Origin of the sequence: Microbacterium sp. NPDC087592 (assembly GCF_044743585.1) — a bacterium.
Classification (GTDB): Bacteria; Actinomycetota; Actinomycetes; order Actinomycetales; family Microbacteriaceae; genus Microbacterium.
In genome coordinates, this window is record NZ_JBIUWT010000001.1 from 1 (window position 1) to 16,178 (window position 16,178).

The following is a 16,178-nucleotide window of genomic DNA, read 5'->3' on the forward strand; positions in this document are numbered from 1 at the left end:
CATCCGCCCGAGTCGGGGGGGGGGGGGCGGCCCCCCCCCCCCGCCGCGGGGGGGGGGGGCGGGGCGCGGGGGGGGGGGGGGGCCGCGCCCCCCCCCCCGCCGCGGGGGGCGGGGGGGGGGGGCCCCCCCCCCCCCCCCCACCCCCGCAGACGCACCAGAGCCAGTACGGAGGCCACGGCCATCCGCAGCGGACCCTCCCGGTGCAGCGTTCCGGTGAGGCTCCGAGCGACGAGTGATGCGGGCGCGAGTCTGCTCATACGTCGGGAGGCCTGCGCGAGCAGTGCCGCGGTCGCGGACCCCTCGTCCGCGGCGAGGTCGAGGATGCGGCGATCCACCAGCGACAGCGGCTGCTCCGCCGCGGGGGCTGCCGCGCGGAGAACGCGGACAGCCCGGGCGAGCGAGGCCCGATCGTCGTCCGGCCATGCCGCGCCACGGCGGTTGTGCACGGCGCCGATCACGTTGATCCGCAGGATCTTGACGACGACGCTCTCCCGCGCGATCGCTGAAAGCGCGCGGAAGTCGTCGGACGCGAGCAGCGGATCTATGAACCCCAGGTCGGCGACCACCGGTCGCGTCGTCGTGGACGTACGGGTATCGGCGTCGGCGTGCACCAGGTACGCGGGGCCGCGACGGTCGAAGCTCACGCGAGTCGCGCGCGACCACACGGTGGTCACGTAGCCGATGTCCTCCCCCGTCGCCACGGTCGTATCGAAGCGCAGGTCGGGGAACCGGGTACGCGACACCAGCCCGAGCGGGGCGCTGCGATACGAAAGGCGATCCTTCGTGAGCGCGAGTCTGCGCACACGCAGGGGCCGTGTGGGCGGAGTCGGCACCGGACGCCCTCCCGCGTGCGCCAGCACCGGGATCACCGCCTCGGCGCCGTCCCGCAGAGCGCGGCGGTGCCAGGAGTCGATCGCGTGCGGCTCGAGCTCGTCGTCCGAGCCCATCACCGACACGAACGCGGCGGTCGCGAGGTCGAGACCGTGGTTGAACGGGCCGGCCGGTCGTCGGAGCCCGTCCCGATGCTCGGCCAGTCGCACGCGCGGGTCGTCCGCGAGCGCGCCGAGGCGGGTGCGCACCGCGTCCGCGTCGAGGTCGTGCGCCACCACGGTGACGCGCAGCTGCACGTCGTTGCGCAGCACCGAGGCGACCGCGCGCTCGATCGGACGGGACGCCTCGTGCACAGGGATCACGACGTCGACGCGGGGCTGCGCCTGCACGGGCGCTCCCGCTGCGGCGTAAGCCGCGAGATAGGCGTCCTTCCGCGTCGATGGTGAGAACCGTTCGCGAGCGTCGGCACCGATCTGCTCCGGCGTCCGGTCACGGTTGAGTTCCACGATGCGCTCCACGGCATCGGCGTAAGCAGTGGGAGTGCGCTCAGCGACCAGGACCCCGTCGGGCTCGTCGACGAACTCGCTGTGCGCGCCGCGCGCGCCGACCACGACGGGAACGCCTGCGACCAGTGCCTCCGCGATGGCGATGCCGAAGGTCTCGGACTCGGTCGGCAGCAGGAACACGTCCGCCCGCCGCAGCGCCGACGTCACCTCGGTCTTCGCGACCGCTCCCGCGAGGCGCAGATGCTCCGCGAGGCCGGAACGTTCTGCTTCAGCGGCCACTTCGGCGCGCAGCGGCCCGTCGCCGAGCCACACGAGCGAAGCGTCGACGCCGCGACGCCGCAGTTCGGCGAGGGCCGCGACCGCGAGCAACGGCCCCTTGTGCGGCACGAGGCCACCCACGGCGATGAGCCGAACCGCGTCACTCCGCGATCGCGGGGGTGCCGTTTCTGCGGGTGCTTCGACATGGTTCGGGATGACGACGACCGGCCTCCGGCGAACCTCAGCGATCCGTGCGGCCAGCCGCGCGCTCACCGCGACGACCACATCGGGACGTGCAAGCGCCCGCTCCGTCAGCGGGAGGGTAGCCCGCATCACCGTCGGGACGGTCTCCGGAGCGATCAGTCCCGACCAGTGCTCCGTGTGCACCCAGGGGATGCGCACGTGGATCAGGGCGAACGGCAGCAGCGACGAAAGTGCCATCGTGTGGAGCAGGTCGGCGTCGGCCAGATGGCTGCGGATCACAGGACCGACTCGCACGAGCTGATCCGGGCGCGACGGCGACATCGGCACGCGTACGATCGTGACACCGTCGACGACCTCCGTGCGCGCGCTGTCGATCTGTCCGGGCGGCGCGAGGTGCAGGACGACGACCTCGTGCGAGGCCGCGAGGAGCTGCACGTCGTCGGCGACGAAGGTTCCGGTCTGCGGCGCCTCCACGCTGGGGAACCAGGTCGTGACGACGAGAACCTTCATGTTCCCGACGCTAGCATCCGGGCCCAAGGCTCCCCGCCCACGGTGACGCAGCCTCACCCGCCGGCGGCGATACGGTCGACGGCGGCGACCCAGATGGCCACCTGGGTCTCACTCGACAAGGGCGCCGCGACCTCGTCTGAGCGCTGTTTCAGCGCCTCGACCGATTCCGGAGTCAACGTGTCGAGCACCCGGGCGAGACCCGCGGCCGTGAAGTCGTCCGCAACCACTCCGAACCCCTCCTGGCGCACCAGCTCCGCCATCTCTGGACTCGGCCCCACGACCACGCCGAGACGCGCCTGCACGAAGTCGAACAGCTTGTTGGGCAGCGCCCACCGATAGTTGACGTTCACCGGCGGGAGAACGAAGACGCCCACGTCGTAGTCGTGCAGCGTCCGCACCAGCTCCCGGTACGGAACCGGGTCGTGCACCCGCACGTGCGGCCGCGTCCGCGCGCGCTCGACAAGCTCGGCGAGGTACGCGGGGTCGTTCGGCGTGAGGTACAGGTCGAGCGTCGCCGGCCTGCTCGTCAGCTCCAACGCATCCAGCATGATGTCGAGGTGACGGTTGCGGAAACATGCGCCGCTGTGCACGAGCGCGAGCGGCTCATGCAGCTCGGTCGGCGGCTGATCCGCGAACGGAGTGGCGTTCGTCACCACTCCCGCGGCGATACCGAAACGACGCCGGTACTCGCGAGCGATCCCGTGCGCGACCGTGGTCACGCTCGTCGCGCGGGTCACCGAGGTGCGGCAGATCCAGGCCATGAACGGCGCCACGAAGAGCCGCCAACGCAGCAGCTCGCTCTTCTGGGCGGGGGCGAACTCGTGTAGGTCGGCGTGAACGCCCAGGCGCGGCTCCAGGCTCAGGGCGAGCGGGACGGCGTCGACGTCATTCGCGAGCACGACGTCGAACCGACGACCGTCGAGCGCGGCGGATGCAGCGCGCACAGCACCGTTCTGCCGGTAGGCCCTGGCGTACTGTCGCAGCATCAGCAGCGCGCGCGAGTATCGCCAGACCTCTTGGTCCGACGGCAACTGCACATGATCGGCGACGCCCTCGGGAGCGGGGCCGTATCCGCAGGTCGTGACCTCGTACCGATCACGGAATGCCGCGACCTGCTTCAGAACGCGGGCGTCGGCCGAGATGTCCGAGAAAGACAGGATGAGGAGCGACTGCGTCATCGGAGCCCACCGGCGACGAGACGCTGCACGGTGCGCAGCCACGGGCCGACCGCCTCCTCGGCAGAGAGCTCGTGCGCCGCGCGGGCGGCGTTGGCCTTGAACTCCCGCACCTCCTCAGGCGTCAGCGAATCGATCGCCGCCGCGAGCGCCTCCGCACCCCAGTCCGTGGTGACCTTGCCGAGTCCGTACTGATCCACCGTGGGACCCAGCTCCGGCGACGGCCCGACGATCACACCGAGACGCGCCTGCACGAAGTCGAAGAACTTGTTCGGCAGCGCGTGCGCGTAGCTGAAGTTGACGGGTGGTAGTACGAACACGCCCATGTCGTAGTCGTTGAGCGTCGTGATCAGCTCGTCGTAGGGCACGGCATCGCGGAGACGGGCGCGACCCGACTCCTCCGCCTGACGCCGAAGCTCTTCGAGGTAGTCCGGGTGGTTGGGCGTGAGGTACAGGTCGAGGGTCACGTCCGCCGTCGAACGGTTGACCGCGTCGACCATCAGCCCGAGGTCGCGGTTGCGGAGCCCGGCACCGCTGTGCACGAGGCGCAGCGGTGCGCCAATAGCCGAGGGCTGCAGATCTGCGAACGGTGTGGCGTTCGTGACGACTTCGGGCGCGAAGCCGAACTCTCGTTCGTACTCCTTCGCCAGACCGGGACTCACGGTCGTCACGGCGTCGGCCCGCCGCACGTACTTACGGCACATCCAGCGGTAGTAGGGCGAGATCCAGCGCATCCACGCCGAATTCTCTTCGTGCAGACGCGGCCAGTACTCGTGGAGGTCCGCCAGCACGCCGTCGGACGGGCGCAGGGCCAGAGCGAGCGGCACCGCCTGCACGTCGTTCGCGATGATCACGTCGAACCGTCGTCCGGCGAGGGCCTCGCGCGCCCACTGCACCCCCGTGAGTCGCCAATACGCGAGCGAGTACTGCCGCAGCGACACGAACCGCCCGTAGGGGTTGTCGACCCGGGCATCGGCGGGGATCTCGATGTGTTCGACGTCATCACTCGGCGCCGCTTCGTACCCGCAGGTGACGACGCGGTAGTCCTTCTCGAGCAGACGCACCTGCTTCAGCACCCGTGCGTCGCGCCGGATCGGCGAGAACGACAGCACGAGGACCGTGGGTTTCTCGCCTACCTCTGTTGTGGAATCAACCACGCTCGGTTCCTCCTCGTCTCACCCGGTAGAGCAAAAAGCGCACGAGCGTGCTCTCCCGGTCGAATGCCCTCCACCACTGTCGCGGCAAAATCGTCTCCAGACGCCCTGCCGTGCGACGGCGCGCGATCGCCGCGACGACCTCCGTCGCGCTCGCGTCACCCCGAGCGACCTCGATCAGGGCGCGGTCCGCGCGAGACAGCGGCACCAGCGCGCGGGGGGCGTCGCGCACGATCGCGTCGACGATCCGCGCGAGGTCGCCCCGGTCCTCGGGGGTCCAGGCGTCCGTCGTCGTGCGCCCGAGGAGCGCGTCGAGCACGTGGACGCGGAGCATCTTGATCGCGAGCGACGTGCGTACGCGATCAGGGAGACCCCGCCACCAGTCGTCCGTGACGAGGAGCTCGACCGCGCGGAGCTGTTCGCCGACGGTCATCGTGGACTCGGTGACGCGGTCGGCGGCATCCGCGCCGATGACATAGCAGGGGGCTTCGTGCATCACGTCGACCCGCGCCCCGTCAGCCCACAAGCGGGAAGACATCGCCATATCGTCGCCGGTGCGCAAACCTTCTGTGAGCAGAAGCGCGGGGTCCGTCAGCAGCTCTCTGCGGATGAGCGCGAGGGGTGCCGTGCGGTAGAACAGACGGTCGCGCACGGCGTCGAGTGCGCGCGCACGGCCGACGCGTGTCAGCGGACTCGCCAGCACGGGACCGTTCTGGCGACGCAGTCGCATCAGGGCGACATCCGGGCGCTGCGTGCGCACGTAGTCCCTCCAGGCGCGCACGGCCCCGGGCTCGGCGAAATCGTCCGATCCCATGATCGCGACATATTCCGCATCGGCCAGCCGAATGCCGTGATTGAACGGTCCGGCCGGACTCGGGATGCCGTCGCGGTACTCGACGAACCGTAGCGCGGGCCCCTCCGTACTTCCCACAGCGGCAGCGATCTCCCGGACGTCGATGCCATGGCACACCACGGTCACACGCACGCCGTCCGCCCCGTCGCCGAGGAGCGACGACACGGCACGACCGATCGGCCGCGTGGTGGCGTGCACCGCGATCACGACATCGAGGAGGAGGGGGGCTGTCACCGCACGAGCCCTGCGAGACGGGCCTGCACCGCGAACTCGGGCATGGCCTCGATAACCTCATCGAAGGTGCCGGTCGCCGCGATCCCGCCGTCGCGCATGTAGCAGATCTGGTCGTGATCGCGAATTGTCGCGAGGCGGTGGGCGACGGAGATGAGCGTCACGTCGCCGCGCAGTTCCTGGATCGCCGAGGTCACGTCGGCTTCGGTCTTGGTGTCGAGGGCGCTCGTGGCCTCGTCGAGCACCAGCACCAGCGGGTCGCTGTAGAGAGCGCGCGCGATGCCGAGGCGCTGCCGCTGCCCACCGGAGAGGGACATACCGCGGTCGCCGACCCGGCCGTCCATGCCACCGGCCCGCTTGCTGATGATGTCCCAGAGCTGGGCACGGCGCAAAGCGGTCTCGACACGGTCCCGGTCGAACTCACTTGTCCACGAAAGCGCCACGTTCTGCGCGATCGTCCCGTCGAAAAGCGCGACATCCTGCGGCACATAACCCACCTTCGAGCGCCACGCGGCCATGACGTCATGCAGGCTCTGGTCATCGAGGCGCACGGTGCCTTCGGTCGGCTCCAGCAGCCCGAGGATGAGGTCCACGAGTGTCGACTTGCCGGCGCCCGAAGAACCCACGAGAGCGAGGGTGCTGCCGATGGGGAGCGTGAGGTTCACGCCGCTGAGCGCCGGGTGCTCGCTGCCCGGGTATGTGAAGGCGACGTCGGACAGCACGAGAGTGCGCGGCTCGGACGTCAGCGGATCGTGTCCGATGCGCTCGGCACGCTCGAGGTAGCCCTCCGCGGCCTCGATGTCGCTGATCACGGCGGTGACGTGCGGCACATTCGAGGTGGCCTGCGTGAGCACGGCCTGGAAGCCGGTGAGCGACGGCACGAGCCGGAATCCCGCGACGGCGAAGACCGCGACGGCGGAGATCGCTTGTGCGGCGCCGCCCATGACGAAGGCGACACCGCCGACGAGAAGGAATCCGCCGATGAGTGCGGCGTCGAGCACGAAACGAGGGAAAGCGCCGAGGAAGCCGAGGTTCGCGCGCGCCCTGGTGGTGTGGATGCGGTTGTCGTGAACGACCTTCGCCACATCCGGCGCCATGTTGCGCAGCGTGATCTCCTTGAGGGCCGCGACCATGTCGGTCATGAGCGACGCCACCCGGAACGAGTAGTCCCGGTTGACGCGGCCGGCCTCGACCGACTTCCGCGACATCCAGAAGTAGAGGATGAGCGCGATGAAGCCGAGGTACACCATCGTGACGAGCGCCGTCACCGGGTTCGCCACCACGAGCACGAGGATGACCGCGGCCGAGGTGCACAGCAGCTGCGGGAGGCCCAGCACCGGAAGCAGGAAGCCCGACGTCACATTCGCGATGCCTACATCCGCCAGCCGCACCAGCTGCGAGGTGTTGCGCTTGAGACGCTCGGTCCACGGAGCGCGGATGTAGGCGTCGAAGAGCCGGTCGCCGATCTCGAGCTCGAACGTCGCGAACCGGCGCGTGGCGAACCACTGCAGCGTCACGGCGAGCGCGGATTTGGTGATGATGAGAATGGCGACGGTCGCGATGATCCAGATGTATCCGTCACTCGTGATCGTGCCGATCACCGGGAGAGTCACGTCGTCCAACTGCACCATCGAGGTGACCGACACCGCGAGCAGCATCAGCGCCGCGACATCGAGGATCGCGAGCGCGCTCGTCGAGATCACGTACATCCACAGGAACCGTTGTGCCCTCGCCGGAAGCAGGGGGACGATGGACCGCAGAGTCTTCCAGATGAGCTTCATGCTGCTCCCGCCGAGATCAGAACCATCGAATACCTCATCACATCAACCTCAACGTTCGCCTTCGCCTACGGATTGGAGCAGTCTGACCGCACGCTCAGCCACCGCGTCGATGTCCGCGACATCTCGGGCCTTCCGGGACGCCGCGTGGCGCTCCTCAGGCGTTCGCGGCTCCTCGTCGGACAGGATGCGGTGCAGGGCAGCCGCCACCTCGTCCACGCTGTAGTCCACCGCGGTGCCCTCGCCCGTCGACTGCACGAAGTCGCGCCCCGGTCCTACGCCCGCGTACACGACCGGGGTTCCGCAGGCCAGGGACGCGTACATCTTGGTCGGGAACGCGAAGTCGTAGCCCTTGCCCGGGATGACCGAGGCCAGAGCAGCTCGCGCTCCCCGAAGCCACCGGGCAACCTCGCTCGGCTCGGTGCGGGGGAGCACCGTCATCGCGCCGGTCGGCATCCGCCCGGCGATCTCCTCGATCGCCGACCAGTCGGTCCCCTGGCCGATGAAGAAGAGCTTGGCGTCGGGATGCTCCGGGTGCACGACGGCGAACGCCTCCGCGAAGACCGTGGCGCCGTGTACTTCGGACGCGGTGCCCGTGTATACGAAGTACGGCCCCGGCACGCCCATGTCCGGTCCCTCGACCGAGAAGTCAGCGAGATCCGTGCCGTTGCCGATCGTCTCGATGCGCTCCACTCCGAGCTCGCGCAGACGCTCCGCGACCCCGTCGCTCACCGCGAGCACCCGCCGGGCACCGCGCAGGCAGAACTTCTCCATCGTCCGGACGACCGAGACGACCAATCCCGACGCGCCGGTCAGCCCGGCTGCATCGGACCAGATGTCTGCGGCGTAATAGACGTACGGACGTCGGAGGATCGTCGACATGACGCGTATCACCGCGCCGGTCGTGGGCGGCGGTTCGACCAGCACCACGTCCGGCCGCGGCTGTCGCAGTACTCGGGCGATCAGAGGAACGTCGAAGCTGAGGTACTGCAGGTACCCCCGCACGTAGCCTGCGCGGTCGCGCAGCACTCTGGCACGCCGGATGCGCACGCGCGGATCGACCCCGTCCGGCATCCCCGCCAGGGACGCCGGCGGAGCAGACGTGATGACGTCGACTCCGTGACCTGCCCTGGCGGCGTTATCCGCGATCGCCCGCAGACGGAAAGACGCCGCGCTGGGCTCCGGCGCGAAGATCCGGCTGACGATCGTGAGACGCATCACCTAGAGCGCGACCGCCGCGCCGGTGCGCGCAGACTCGAGGGCACCCTCGACCACTGCGAGCGTGCGCAGCCCCTGGGCCATCGTGACGACGTCGGTCTCATGCCCGAGCACAGCATCGCGGAAGGCCTCATGCTCGACGCGCAGCGGCTCGCGCTTGGCGAACGCGTAGCGCGTGACGTCTCCTTCGGAGACCCCGCGGAAGGAGGACACGGATTCCCATTCGAGGGGGATCGTGCCATTGGCATAGAAGGTGAGGTCACCTGTGGAGGTGTCGGCGACGAACGCGCCCTTCTCCCCCGTCACGACGGTCAGCCGCTCCTTCATCGGGCTGAGCCAGTTGACGATGTTGTTCACGATGACGCCGGAAGCGGTGCGCCCGGTGATCGTGATCATGTCCTCGTGCTCGCGACCGCTCTTGAAGGCTGTCTGGGCGAAGACGCGTTCGTAGTCGCTCTGGACGACCCAGGCGGTCAGATCCACATCGTGCGATGCCAGGTCCTTGCCGACGCCCACATCGGCGATACGGGAGGGGAACGGACCCTGTCGACGGGTCACCACCTGGTAGACCGCGCCGAGTTCTCCCGCTTCGATCCGACGTCGAAGCTCCTGCACGGCCGGGTTGAATCGCTCGATGTGCCCCACGGCGCCGACGAGGCCGGCGTCCGCGAACGCATCGACCATGCGCTGTCCCGCTTCGACGCTGTGCGCGATCGGCTTCTCGACAAGTGTGTGCACGCCGGCCGCGGCGAGCTTGAGGGCCGCGTCCTCGTGGAATCGGGTGGGCACGGCCACGACGGCGAGATCGATGCCCGCGCCGATCAGCGCCTCGATGTCTGGGAGGATCTCAAGGTCTCCAGCCACACCATGCGGGTCCCCACCCGGATCGGCGATCGCGACCAGGTCGACGCCGTCGATCTCACGCAGAACGCGGGCGTGATGACGCCCCATCATCCCGACGCCGAGCAGGCCGGCTCGCAACGGCATCAGCTGCCCGCCTTCGCCACGGCGTTGACGGCGGCGACGATGCGTTCGAGATCGTCCTGGGTCAGCGACGGGTGGACCGGCAGGGAGGCCACCTCGCGGGCGGCACGTTCCGTCTCCGGCAGGTCGAGGCCCGGAGCGAAGTGCGTCAGAGACGGCAGCCGGTGGTTCGGGATCGGGTAATAGACCCCGGCGCCGACGTTGTACTCGTTCTTGAGTGCGGCGACGAAGCCGTCACGGTCCTCGGGAACGCGGATCGTGTACTGGTGGTAGACGTGCACGGCGCCGTCCGCCACGGGCGGCACGACGACGCCCTGGAGATTGGCGTCGAGGAATGCGGCGTTGGACTGCCGGGTCTTCGTCCAGGCATCGACCTTGGTCAGCTGCACGCGTCCGATCGCGGCGTGGATATCCGTCATACGGGCGTTGAAGCCGATGACCTCGTTCTCGTACTGACGCTCCATGCCCTGGTTGCGCAGGAGCTTGACCTGGCGGGCGAGCTCGTCGGTCGCCGTCGTGACCATGCCCCCCTCGCCGCTGGTCATGTTCTTCGTCGGGTAGAGGCTGAACATCGCGAAGTCGCCGAAGGAGCCGACCGGGCGTCCGTCGAGCGAGGCGCCGTGGGCCTGAGCCGCATCCTCGTACAGCGCGACCCCGCGCTCGGCGGCCAGAGCCTCCAGCTCCCGCATGCGCGCGGGGTGTCCGTACAGGTGCACGGGGAGGATGCCCTTGGTCTTCGGCGTGATCGCGGCAGCGACCGCCTCGGGGTCGAGCGAGAACGTGTCGGGCTCGATGTCGACGAAGACCGGCGTACCACCGGTGAGCGCGACGGAGTTCCCCGTGGCCGCGAAGGTGAACGACGGCACGATGACCTCGTCACCGGCACCGACGCCGGCCGCCAGCAGGCCGAGGTGCAGGCCCGCGGTGCCGGAGTTCACCGCGACGGACGGGCGACCGGGCACGAAGTGCGCCGAGAACTCCTGCTCGAACGCCGCGACCTCGGGGCCCTGGGCGACCATGCCGCTGCGCAGGACTCGGTCGACGGCTTCCCGCTCTTCGTCGCCGATGATGGGCTTCGCGGGGGGAATGAACTCGCTCACACGGTCTCCTTGGTCAATGTTCCGTCGGTTTCGAGGTAGTGGGCACCCGTGGAGGGGCACACCCAGGTCTTGTCGTCGGCGCCGGCGACCAGCGGCACGCCGGACTCCCCCACCCATCCGATGCGTCGGGCGGGGACGCCTGCCACGAGCGCGAAGGCGGGAACGTCCTTGACGACGACCGCCCCGGCGGCGACGGTTGCCCACGCGCCGATGGTCACGGGTGCGACACACGTCGCGCGTGCGCCGATGGCCGCCCCGCGCTCGATCGTCACGCCGACAGGCTCCCAGTCGTGTGCGCTCTTGATGGTCCCGTCGGCGTTGATCGCACGCGGATAGGTGTCGTTCGTGAGCACGACTGCCGGGCCGATGAAGACGCCGTCGCCCAGTCGTGCCGGCTCGTAGACGAGCGCGTAGTTCTGGACCTTGCAGTTGTCGCCCATGACGACGCCGGTTCCGATGTACGCGCCACGGCCGACGATGCAGTTCTCGCCGAGGTGCGCCTGCTCGCGCACCTGCGCAAGATGCCAGATGGACGAGCCGTCGCCGATCGTGGCGTCAGGTGAGACATCTGCGGAATCGACGATCCGCACCCGGGGAGACTGAGTCACTTTCACACGCTTCCTGCGCCGCCGTGACATGGCAGTCGCACGCTCGAGTCTATCGGCAGACGATGCGACACCTGATGAATGGCCGAGAGCACGGACAGGCCCTGTCAGAATGGGTGTATGAGCGAAACACCGATCGGCTCCGTGGCCGACAGCACCGCATGGATCGTGATACCGCTCTACAACGAGGCGAGCGTCATCGGCGACGTCATCACGAGCCTGCTGCCGCACTTCCCCAACGTGGTCTGCGTCGACGACGGTTCGACGGATGGCTCCGCAGACGTCGCCGCGCATGCGGGCGCCCATCTCGTCAGGCACCCCGTCAACCTCGGACAGGGCGCGGCGCTTCAGACGGGCATCGAGTATGCCCTCACTCACAGCTCCTGCGAGTACATCGTCACGTTCGACGCCGATGGGCAGCACCGCATCGAGGATGCGATGGAGATGCTCGAGCTCGCCCGCTCCGAGGACGTCGCGATCGTCTTCGGTTCCCGATTCCTCGATGACCGCACCGACCCGGGCTGGGTCAAGAAGGTCGTGTTGAAGACCGCGATCCGGGTCACGAATCTCACCACCGGCATGAAGCTCACGGACGCCCACAACGGCCTCCGGGTGATCCGTCGCGATGCCGCCGAGAGCATCGACCTCAAACAGGATCGGATGGCGCATGCCACCGAGATCGTGCTCGAGCTCGGACGTACGGGTCTCCCCTGGCGCGAGCACCCGGTGGAGTTGCTTTACACCGACTATTCCAAGGGCAAGGGGCAGAGCGTGCTCAATTCCGTCAACATCCTCGTCGATCTGGTGGTGAGGTGACCGTGTGGATCCAACTGCTCCTCATCGCCGCGATCATCGTCCTCGGCCTGGTGGTCATGCGTCGCACCGGTGCGGACAGCCACCTCGCGATCCGTCGCCTCCTGATGATGCTCTTCATCGTCGCCGCGATCCTGTCCGTGCTCTTCCCGCAGTGGCTCACCTGGGTCGCTTCGCTGATCGGCGTGGGACGCGGCACCGACCTCCTGCTGTACGCGCTCGTCGTGATGTTCCTGACATTCGTCTACACGCAATACCGGAGGAACCTGGCCCTCCAGCGCCAACTCACGCTGTTGGCACGGAGGATCGCGCTGCTCGACGCAGAGAACGAGGAACAGCGGCCTACGCGCAACCGGTGACTTCGTAGAGCACGGCGTCGCCCACCCGGTCGACTTCGCTCAGCAGGTCCGAGTCGCCGAGGTGGTGAAGACCGTCGAACGTCGTCCAGTGATTCTCGAAGAGCTGACGATCCCCGAAGTCGAGCACGTGCGTGACGCCGAGACGGGCGATCGCATCGCATACAGCCGGCCCACCGGCTGCGAAATCGCGAGCGAGCAGTTCCGCGTCCGGACCATATCGACCTGTGACGTGCGGGAACACGACGTCGTTGCCGGTGTAGGCGAACAGCAGCCCCGCTCCGGTGAGGGGGTCGCCGAGCACGATGTCATCCTCGTCGAGCTGGTCGGCGATCTCCTCGAAGAGCGCGGCCTCGTCGGTCGACAGTCCCTGGGAATCCGACGTGAAGAAGTAGCTCGAGTTCCGCATGTACGAGACATCATTGGCCAGCGGACGGAGATGGCTCGCCGCGGCGAGCGCGAGCAGCAGCGCGATGACGACCACGCCCGCTCGTGAGCCTGCAGCCCAGCGCGCGCGCAACCACGCCACGACCACTGCTGCACCGAGTCCGGCGAGCGGGATGCCCCACATCGCCAGCAGCGCTCCCACTCGCGTGGTGTCGTCGTACCAGACACCCACGAACAGGCTCCGCAACGAAAGCAGGGGCAGCCAGGCCGATGCGAGGTAGAACACGATGCTCACTCCGTAAGCGAAGAGCACCCACCATTGGCGGTCCTTCACGACGCGCCAGATTCCGATCGCGGCCAACAGTCCGAGCAGAAGACCAGTAGAACGTCCGACCGGGCTGAGGAATGCCACCTCCCCCAGAGCCTGACTCATGGTCGCGCCCGGAAGCCACTCGTGAGTAGTGACGTTGGCTGCCAGCCAGACGGCCACGAGCAGCGCGAAACCGACTACGAGCCCGACGATGATCCCGGCACGGCGCCCACGAGACGCCGTCCGCCAGGGACGGAGTACCTGCCATACGACGAACGGCACCACGAGCACCACTCCGGCGAGCAGAGACGACGGATGTGCAGCGGCGGATGCTCCGGCGGCGGCAGCAGCGGTGAGTATCCACAGCGTTCGTCCCGCGGGTCCGTCGCCAGAAGAGAAAGCCCGGATCACGAAGGCGAGGAAGAGGGGCAACAGCACGTTGCCCAGCAGGTTCGGGTACAGCACCCCCCAGTTCAGGAAACCGAGCGGGAAGACACTGAACCCGAAGGCCACCAGGGGCGCCCAGAAAGCCGCAGCCGGATGCGCTCGGAAGAGGACCGACGCGAGGCATGCGAGTGCGACCGGCCAGATCACCGCGATCACGGCGACCGTGACGATGTTGGTCGCCGCAACGACGCTGCCTGACACCGGAACCACGAGCGCCACGACGGCGTGCCACAGAGTGGGGTAGGCGGCGGAACTCGCCCCCGGAGTCACCATCGTCATGTGCAGGGGGGATGCGTCGCTGTTCTGCACGATGAACTCGACGGCGTTCAGATGGAACAGGCCGTCGTAGAGCTGGCTGGGGTGGGAGGGGTCGACGATCCCGACCATGAGGATGGCGGTCCATCCGAGGAATGCCGCGCTCAGGGCAGCCCAGACGAGGGGACGGCGCGGTATGGCGACCGGCGGCACCCCACGACCGATCCAGCGCAGCACAGCCGCCACGACCGTGACGATCGAGGCGACGATGGCGACGGGCAGCGGAGACCATCCGAGGCCGAGCCACGGCGCGACGACACTCGCGGTGGCGACGATCGCGAGTGAGAGCGCGATCGCAGCACCCAGACGCTGGAGTCCGCTCCCTCGGAGACAGAGGGCAGCGGGAAGGCCCGGGAGCACGATGATCGCGATCGCGACGAGCAGAGCAGGTGCCTGCCCGACCCACCCCGCCATCACGCGTCCACCAGAGCGATCGCGCGTTCGACCTCGCCGTCGTAGATGACCTCGCCCTTGCTGATGACCACTCCTCGAGCGCAGAGCTGGCGCACCATCTCCATGTCGTGGCTGACGACGACGAGCGTCTTCCCCTGCGCGATCAATTCCTCGAACTTCAAGCGGCACTTCTCGCGGAACGGCGCGTCGCCGACGGAGAGGATCTCGTCCACCAGGAGCACGTCGAGCTCGACGTGGATGGCAACCGAGAAGGCCAGGCGCATGAACATGCCCGACGAGTAGTGCTTGACCTCCTGGTCGATGAACTGCTCGATCTCGCTGAACGCCACGATCTCGTCGTAGCGTGCCTCGATCTCGTGCCTCTTCATGCCGAGGATCGCGGCATTCAGGAACACGTTCTCACGGCCGGAGAGCTCAGGGTGGAACCCGGCACCGACTTCGATCAGGCCGGCGACCCTGCCCCGAGTGAGAACCTGCCCCTCGTCGGGTTCCATCACGCCGGAGACGAGCTTGAGGAGAGTCGACTTCCCCGAGCCGTTGAGTCCGAGGACAGCGACGGATTCGCCCTCGCCGATCACGATGTCGACGCCCTTGAGCGCCTCGAACTCGCTCGTCAGCTTGCGCCGCTTGATCCAGGACACGACGGTGTCCTTGAGGGAGAAGGCATGGTTGAGCGTGAAGCGTTTCTTCACGCCGTCGATGACGATGCTCGGTCGGAGCGTCTGCGGAGCACTCATAGGTCCTGTGCGAATCTTCCTTCGAGGCGGCGGAAAACGGTCTGCCCGATCAGCAGCGTGCCGACGGCGATGAGGAACGTCCAGAGGGTGTTCCAGGCCAGGCCGGGTGGCATCGCGTCCATTGACAGCCCGGCGTACCCGGTTGCCGAGATCATTCCTTCGGTCGCCGGGCGCCAGAAGGCGTAGTGGAAGAGCTCGACACCCTGCGTGATGGGATTCAGGAGATACACCTCGACGAGCCACTGTGGCCAACCGAGCGTCTTCACGACCGCATCTTGCACCATCACCCAGGAGTAAAGGACCGGAGACGCCCACGTGGCGAGGAGCAGCATCAGTTCGACGATGTTCTCCGCGTCGCGGTAGCGCACATTGATGGCGCCGAAGAAGAGCCCCAAACCGAGGGCGAAGATGATCACGATGATCATGCCGGCGAAGATGGCGAGCACCGACAGGACCGAGACGTGCACGACCCAGCCCAGGAACAGGCACACCACGAGCAAAAGACCGACCTGAGGAAGGAAATGCACGAACGCGACGATGACGGCAGAAACTGCGAAGAGTTGACGAGGCAGGAAGACCTTCCGCACCAACGCAGCGTTGCCGACGATCGAAGTCGTAGCGTTCTTGAAGGCCTCCGAGAACAAGTTGATCACGACGATGCCCGAGAACAGATAGACCGCGTAGTTCGGGATACCACGGTCGAGGTTCATGAACAAGCCGAGGACGACCCAGAACACGAGGAACTGCGCGGCCGGCCGCACATACGACCAGGTCCAGCCGAGCACGGAGTTCCGGTAGCGCGTCGTCACGCCCGTGCGCACGAGCAGGTTCAGCAGATAGCGCCAGCGCACCACGTCGATCAGCCCACGGCTCTTGCCGGGGGTGTCGAATTCGGAACGCGGGACGGCGGCGAAAAGATCTCGGGTGTCAGTCACAGGCCCACTCATTCGGCGACGGCGACGGGTGCCGCCGAGAACTCCCCCATCTTATGG

14 protein-coding genes are annotated in these 16,178 nt (G+C 68.0%); 2 read left to right on the forward strand and 12 right to left on the reverse strand.

Annotation, left to right across the window (positions count from 1 at the left end; translation table 11 throughout):
* The 9 genes from ACIOTO_RS00005 to ACIOTO_RS00045 form a co-directional block, all read right to left on the reverse strand.
* The coding region (locus tag ACIOTO_RS00005) for a glycosyltransferase (RefSeq protein WP_400855772.1) at nt 1-2,309 on the reverse strand (2,309 nt) is incomplete at its 3' end.
* A 53-nt stretch (nt 2,310-2,362) separates the two neighbouring features.
* A complete protein-coding gene (locus tag ACIOTO_RS00010; RefSeq protein WP_400855774.1) occupies nt 2,363-3,487 on the reverse strand; it encodes a glycosyltransferase family 1 protein in 1,125 nt (374 codons plus the stop codon).
* Nucleotides 3,484-4,641: a glycosyltransferase gene (locus ACIOTO_RS00015; protein WP_400855775.1), complete on the reverse strand. Its 1,158-nt coding sequence runs from the start codon at nt 4,639-4,641 to the stop codon at nt 3,484-3,486. Before ACIOTO_RS00015 ends, ACIOTO_RS00010 begins: the two co-directional genes overlap by 4 nt.
* Nucleotides 4,634-5,725 (reverse strand): glycosyltransferase family 2 protein, encoded by a 1,092-nt coding sequence (locus ACIOTO_RS00020; RefSeq protein ID WP_400855777.1) that lies wholly within the window; start codon nt 5,723-5,725, stop codon nt 4,634-4,636. Before ACIOTO_RS00020 ends, ACIOTO_RS00015 begins: the two co-directional genes overlap by 8 nt.
* Nucleotides 5,722-7,503, reverse strand: a complete 1,782-nt coding sequence (locus ACIOTO_RS00025; protein ID WP_400855778.1) for an ABC transporter ATP-binding protein — start codon at nt 7,501-7,503, stop codon at nt 5,722-5,724. Before ACIOTO_RS00025 ends, ACIOTO_RS00020 begins: the two co-directional genes overlap by 4 nt.
* A gap of 48 nt (nt 7,504-7,551) precedes the next feature.
* Entirely contained in the window at nt 7,552-8,718 is a 1,167-nt protein-coding gene (locus ACIOTO_RS00030) for a glycosyltransferase family 4 protein (protein WP_400855780.1), read from the reverse strand.
* Nucleotides 8,719-8,721: 3 nt separating this feature from the next.
* Nucleotides 8,722-9,708, reverse strand: coding sequence for a Gfo/Idh/MocA family oxidoreductase (locus tag ACIOTO_RS00035; protein ID WP_400858062.1), 987 nt, complete (start codon nt 9,706-9,708; stop codon nt 8,722-8,724).
* Nucleotides 9,705-10,802 (reverse strand): DegT/DnrJ/EryC1/StrS family aminotransferase, encoded by a 1,098-nt coding sequence (locus ACIOTO_RS00040; protein WP_400855782.1) that lies wholly within the window; start codon nt 10,800-10,802, stop codon nt 9,705-9,707. The genes ACIOTO_RS00035 and ACIOTO_RS00040 overlap by 4 nt, the downstream gene beginning before the upstream one ends.
* Complete coding sequence (locus ACIOTO_RS00045; protein WP_400855783.1) at nt 10,799-11,410, reverse strand: acyltransferase; 612 nt, start codon at nt 11,408-11,410, stop codon at nt 10,799-10,801. The genes ACIOTO_RS00040 and ACIOTO_RS00045 overlap by 4 nt, the downstream gene beginning before the upstream one ends.
* Before the next feature lie 117 nt (nt 11,411-11,527).
* On the opposite strand from ACIOTO_RS00045, the gene ACIOTO_RS00050 reads away from it, so the two are divergent.
* Together ACIOTO_RS00050 and ACIOTO_RS00055 are read left to right on the forward strand one after the other, a co-directional pair.
* Nucleotides 11,528-12,223, forward strand: coding sequence for a glycosyltransferase family 2 protein (locus ACIOTO_RS00050; protein ID WP_400855785.1), 696 nt, complete (start codon nt 11,528-11,530; stop codon nt 12,221-12,223).
* Entirely contained in the window at nt 12,220-12,579 is a 360-nt protein-coding gene (locus tag ACIOTO_RS00055; protein ID WP_400855786.1) for a DUF2304 domain-containing protein, read from the forward strand. The genes ACIOTO_RS00050 and ACIOTO_RS00055 overlap by 4 nt, the downstream gene beginning before the upstream one ends.
* On the opposite strand, the gene ACIOTO_RS00060 is transcribed toward ACIOTO_RS00055, so the two are convergent.
* Genes ACIOTO_RS00060 through ACIOTO_RS00070 form a run of 3 tightly spaced genes read right to left on the reverse strand, consistent with a single transcriptional unit; the run spans nt 12,563 to nt 16,121 of the window.
* Entirely contained in the window at nt 12,563-14,449 is a 1,887-nt protein-coding gene (locus tag ACIOTO_RS00060; RefSeq protein WP_400855787.1) for a DUF6541 family protein, read from the reverse strand. The two genes, ACIOTO_RS00055 and ACIOTO_RS00060, sit on opposite strands and share 17 nt — an antisense overlap.
* Nucleotides 14,449-15,186, reverse strand: coding sequence for an ABC transporter ATP-binding protein (locus ACIOTO_RS00065; protein ID WP_400855789.1), 738 nt, complete (start codon nt 15,184-15,186; stop codon nt 14,449-14,451). Before ACIOTO_RS00065 ends, ACIOTO_RS00060 begins: the two co-directional genes overlap by 1 nt.
* On the reverse strand, nt 15,183-16,121 hold the full coding sequence (locus ACIOTO_RS00070) for an ABC transporter permease (RefSeq protein ID WP_400855790.1): 939 nt from the start codon (nt 16,119-16,121) through the stop codon (nt 15,183-15,185). Before ACIOTO_RS00070 ends, ACIOTO_RS00065 begins: the two co-directional genes overlap by 4 nt.
* Between the last annotated feature and the right edge of the window lie 57 nt (nt 16,122-16,178).